This is a genomic window from Tardiphaga sp., assembly GCF_025356345.1.
In the GTDB taxonomy this organism is placed as follows: domain Bacteria; phylum Pseudomonadota; class Alphaproteobacteria; order Rhizobiales; family Xanthobacteraceae; genus Tardiphaga.
On record NZ_JANXTC010000157.1, the window covers coordinates 1 to 4,652 of the forward strand.

At 62.0% G+C, this 4,652-nt stretch carries 4 protein-coding genes; 3 read left to right on the forward strand and 1 reads right to left on the reverse strand.

The genetic code is table 11. From position 1 onward, the window contains the following. Both secA and Q0S16_RS09245 read left to right on the forward strand, forming a co-directional pair. Nucleotides 1–2,061 (forward strand): preprotein translocase subunit SecA (secA, locus tag Q0S16_RS09240; protein ID WP_295847381.1); only part of this gene is annotated, 2,061 nt, incomplete at its 5' end. Between the two features lie 355 nt (nt 2,062–2,416). Further along, nucleotides 2,417–3,208: a hypothetical protein gene (locus tag Q0S16_RS09245; protein WP_295847383.1), complete on the forward strand. Its 792-nt coding sequence runs from the start codon at nt 2,417–2,419 to the stop codon at nt 3,206–3,208. A 75-nt stretch (nt 3,209–3,283) separates the two neighbouring features. On the opposite strand, the gene phaR is transcribed toward Q0S16_RS09245, so the two are convergent. Then, nucleotides 3,284–3,904 (reverse strand): polyhydroxyalkanoate synthesis repressor PhaR, encoded by a 621-nt coding sequence (phaR, locus tag Q0S16_RS09250; RefSeq protein WP_295847384.1) that lies wholly within the window; start codon nt 3,902–3,904, stop codon nt 3,284–3,286. Between the two features lie 303 nt (nt 3,905–4,207). Here phaR and Q0S16_RS09255 point away from each other — a divergent pair. Then, a partial coding sequence (locus Q0S16_RS09255; RefSeq protein WP_295847386.1) for a beta-ketoacyl synthase N-terminal-like domain-containing protein occupies nt 4,208–4,652 on the forward strand: 445 nt, incomplete at its 3' end.

Sequence of the window (4,652 nt, forward strand, 5' to 3'; positions counted from 1 at the left end):
ACGCTGACCGAAGACGGCATGGAGAAGATCGAGACCCTGCTGCGCGACGCCGGCCAGCTCAAGGGCGAGACGCTGTACGACGTCGAGAACGTCTCCGTCGTGCACCACATCAACCAGGCACTGCGCGCCCATTCGCTGTTCAACCGCGACAAGGACTACATCGTCCGCGACGACGAGGTGATCATCATCGACGAGTTCACCGGCCGCATGATGCAGGGCCGGCGCTATTCAGAAGGCCTGCACCAGGCGCTGGAAGCCAAGGAACACGTCACCGTCCAGCCGGAAAACCAGACGCTGGCCTCGATCACCTTCCAGAACTATTTCCGCATGTATGCCAAGCTGGCCGGCATGACCGGCACGGCGCTGACCGAAGCCGACGAATTGTTCGACATCTACAAGCTCGAAGTGGTGGAAGTGCCAACCAATGTCGGCATCGGCCGCATGGACGAGGATGACGAGGTCTATCGCACCCAGGACGAGAAGCACGCCGCGATCATGGCCGAGGTCGAGCGCGCCAATTCGCGGATGCAGCCGGTGCTGGTCGGTACCGCCTCGATCGAGAAGTCGGAAATGCTCGGCGAATATCTGCTGAAGCACGGCTACACGCAGCTCGAATTCGACAAGCCGCGGGCGATGGACAAGCTCTACGCCGCGGCGCGCGCCGGCAAACCGGGAAAACTGTTCGCGGTGCTGAATGCCCGCTTCCACGAGCAGGAAGCCTATATCGTCGCCGAGGCCGGCGTCCCCGGCGCCATCACCATCGCCACCAACATGGCCGGTCGCGGCACCGACATCAAACTCGGTGGCTCGCTCGAGATGCGCTCGCAGATCGAGACGGCCGACATCGCCGATGAGGCCGAAAAGGCCGCCAGGATCGAAGCGATCAAGGCCGAGATCGCGACGTTCCGCGAAATGGTGCTGAACGCCAAGGAAACCGCCGAGATCGAGCCCGCCAAGGGCGCCAAGCCGGCGAAGACCGTCACCCGCCCCGGCGGCCTCTACATCATCGGCTCCGAACGCCATGAATCGCGCCGCATCGACAACCAGCTGCGCGGCCGCTCCGGCCGCCAGGGCGATCCCGGCCGCTCGAAATTCTTCCTGTCGCTGGAAGACGACCTGATGCGGATCTTCGGCTCCGACCGTCTGGACACGATGCTGACCCGGCTCGGCCTCAAGGAAGGCGAAGCCATCATCCATCCATGGATCAACAAGGCGCTGGAGAAGGCACAGCAGAAGGTCGAGGCGCGCAACTTCGACATCCGCAAGAATCTCTTGAAGTATGACGACGTGCAGAACGACCAGCGCAAGGTGATCTTCGAGCAGCGCGTCGACCTGATGCAGAACGACAGCGTCGCCGAGACCGTGGCCGACATGCGCCGCGCTTTCGTCGAAGACCTGGTGACCAAGCACATTCCGGAAAACCAGTATGCCGAGCAGTGGGACGTCGCCGGCCTCAAGGAAGAGCTGACCCGCGTGCTCGAGCTCGATTTGCCGGTCGAGGCCTGGGCCAAGGAAGAAGGCATCGCCGACGAGGAATTGCTGGCGCGCATCGAGCAGAAATCCGACGAGCACATGGCCGCCAAGGTGGCGCAATGGGGCCCGGACGTGATGCGTTACGTCGAGAAGACCATTTTGCTGCAGACGCTGGATCATCTGTGGCGCGAGCATCTGGTGATGCTGGATCATCTGCGCCAGGTCATTGGCCTGCGCGGCTATGGCCAGCGCGATCCGCTGCAGGAATACAAGGCGGAGGCCTTCAATTTGTTCGAGGCGATGATCGCCAATCTGCGCGAGGCCGTCACCGCGCAATTGATGCGGGTCGAGATCGTGCCGCCGGACGTCGCCCCCGAGCTGCCGGCGATGGAAGCGCACAAGCTGGACCCCAACACCGGCGAAGACGAAATGGCCTATGCCAATATCGCGCTGGCGCCGCCAAGCGCCGCGGATATCGCCGCGCGCGATCCGAACAACCCGGAGAGCTGGGGCAAGGTCGGCCGCAACGAGGACTGCCCGTGCGGTTCGGGCAAGAAGTACAAGCACTGCCACGGCAAGTATGCGTGAGGTTTCCGGTCCGCCGGATTGATCCGGTCGACGGCTTGATACTTCTGACACCTCCGGCAAGCGGCCGGGGGCGTCTTCAACGTTGTGCCAGCAACGCGTAGTACCCGTCGTATCTTCGACACTCGAAGTCCCAACCACCGATCCATGTGTCCACCGCGTGCGTCCATCAAGCACCCGCGTCGCGGATCGGACGGGCCATATCCGGGCTCCGGAGTTTTCGAACTCAGCCTGTCAAGCCGGCGCGCCGGCTTTTCTCCGCTATCCCCGAAATCCCGACGGCACGCTTCGGCTGCAATTTAATCTTTCACAATCTTATGATTTTCGGAGAAGTTCCTGCGGAGCAAGAGGGGCTTCGATGAAACGGATAGGGCTGGGACTGCTGGCGATCGCAAGCGCGGGCCTGTTGGCATCGTGCATCTCTACGCCGGTGAATTCGAATATCGCACCGGGTGTGTTGACACAGAACGCAAGAAACTGCGGCAAGTACGCGTCGGGCCCATCGTCCTACGCGGCCTATGCGAGCGCCGATCTGTCGCCCTACATGTATCTGCGCTACGGATTTTCCGAGGTGAAGGGACTGTGCCGGGCGTTCTTCGACGGCATCACCGAAGAAAACCGGAAGGCCCGCTTCTCGCGGCGCGCGCTGGATTCGAGTGCGCTGTTCGCCACAGCGGCGCTGAATGCCACCTTCGCTTCCGCCAAGGCGATCAGCCTGACCTCGGCCGGCATCATTCTGGCCGACTCCATCATTCAGGACTTTGTCGAGGTCTACGCCTTCTCGCCCTACGCCTCGCAGGTCGAGGGACTGACCAAGCAGGCGATGGATGATTACGAGAAAACAACGATTACCGGTTCGGTCGGATGGCAGGCCGACGCGGCGAGGTCGCAGGACAATTACTGCCTGGCCGATATTTTCATTAAGGATTTCGCCAGCCTGTGCTCGCTGTCCGCGATCCAGGCCAAGATGGACGGCTTGGCCAACCGGCCGGCCGACGCGGTGCCAAAGACAAAGGAGACCGTGATCGTCACCGGGGCCGCGAGATTCGCACCGGCCGTCGCCCCGGTTCCCAATCTGGTCATCAACACGCCGGTCCCGGGCGCGATCAATGCGACGCCGCTGCCCACTACCAATTACGAGATCAAATGATCAAGGGCGCGGCGCGGCCCAGGCGAACGGATCGGCGTTCGCTGGCCCGCACCGCAACGCAGGGAAAGCGCAGGCCTATTCGGTCTGCTGTTCCGGCTTCTGCTCGGGCTTCGCCTCATGCGACATCCGCTCGAGGCGATCCTGCATGTCCTTCATCTGGCGGCGCAGATCGTCGATGTTGCCGGCATCGCTGGCCGGAACCGGCGCCTTCTCGGGCTGCTCGCTCGGCACGCCACCGCGCGGCGGCACGAACGGCTTGAACATCGAGAAGGTCTGCTGAAACAATTCCATGTTGCGGCGGACGTGTTCTTCCAGCGGCGCGAACGGCGTCATGCTGAACGTATTGGTCATCTGATTGCGGAATTTTTCCTGCTCGCGCGTCAGGCTGTCGATCGACTGCTCGAGATATTTAGGTACCACCATCTGCATGCTGTCGCCGTAGAAGCGGATCAGCTGACGCAGGAAGGTGGTCGGCAGCAGGTTCTGGCCGGCCTTGTTTTCCTGTTCGAAAATAATCTGGGCCAGTACCGAGCGGGTGATATCATCGCCGCTCTTGGCGTCATAGACGAGAAAGTCCTCGCCATCCTTTACCATCGACGCCAGATCTTCGAGCGTCACGTAAGTGCTTGTTCCGGTATTATAAAGCCGGCGGTTTGCATATTTCTTGATGGTCGTGGGCTGATCAGTTTTCGCCATGGGCTCACACATACGTACCGAGGATGGGGAACCCGACGGCATCGCGCCATGGGGCGTACGAGCAACGCAACGCAATAAATGAAGCACTTTCAACAGGGCTTCGCTACCGTTTTGTGCGGCACGGTTAAAATCGCAGCATAGTTGTGCTATGCAATGCGACATGCCCGCCAATTTTGAGTGCGATGCAGCAGCAAAACACCTATGTTCGATTGACAGCCCCGCACCCAGTTAACAGGATGCCCCGCAATACGGACGAGCCTCACCGGCAATGCCGTTAAGAAACCTCAACCACAGGAGATGTCCATGTCCGACGATGTCGTCATCGTCAGCGCCGCCCGCACCCCGGTCGGCAGCTTCAACGGCGCCTTTGCCACCATGCCCGCGCATGATCTCGGCGCCATCGCCATCAAGGCGGCGCTCGAGCGCAGCGGCATCGATCCCGCCCGCGTCTCCGAAGTCATCATGGGGCAGATCCTGACCGCCGCGCAGGGCCAGAACCCCGCGCGCCAGGCCTCGATCGCCGCCGGCATTCCGGTCGAAGCCTCGGCCTGGGGCGTCAACATGCTGTGCGGCTCCGGTCTGCGCACCGTGGCGCTGGGCTATCAGGCGCTGCGCAATGGCGACTCCGACATCGTCGTCGCCGGCGGCCAGGAATCCATGAGCATGGCGCCGCACGCGCAATATCTGCGCGGCGGCGTCAAGATGGGCCCGGTCGAGTTCATCGACACCATGATCAAGGACGGGTTGT

Coding starts and splice junctions, on each gene's coding strand:
- Q0S16_RS09245 (WP_295847383.1), top strand. CDS start 2,417: ATGAAACGGATAGGGCTGGGACTGCTGGCGATCGCAAGCGCGGGCCTG.
- phaR (WP_295847384.1), bottom strand. CDS start 3,904: ATGGCGAAAACTGATCAGCCCACGACCATCAAGAAATATGCAAACCGC.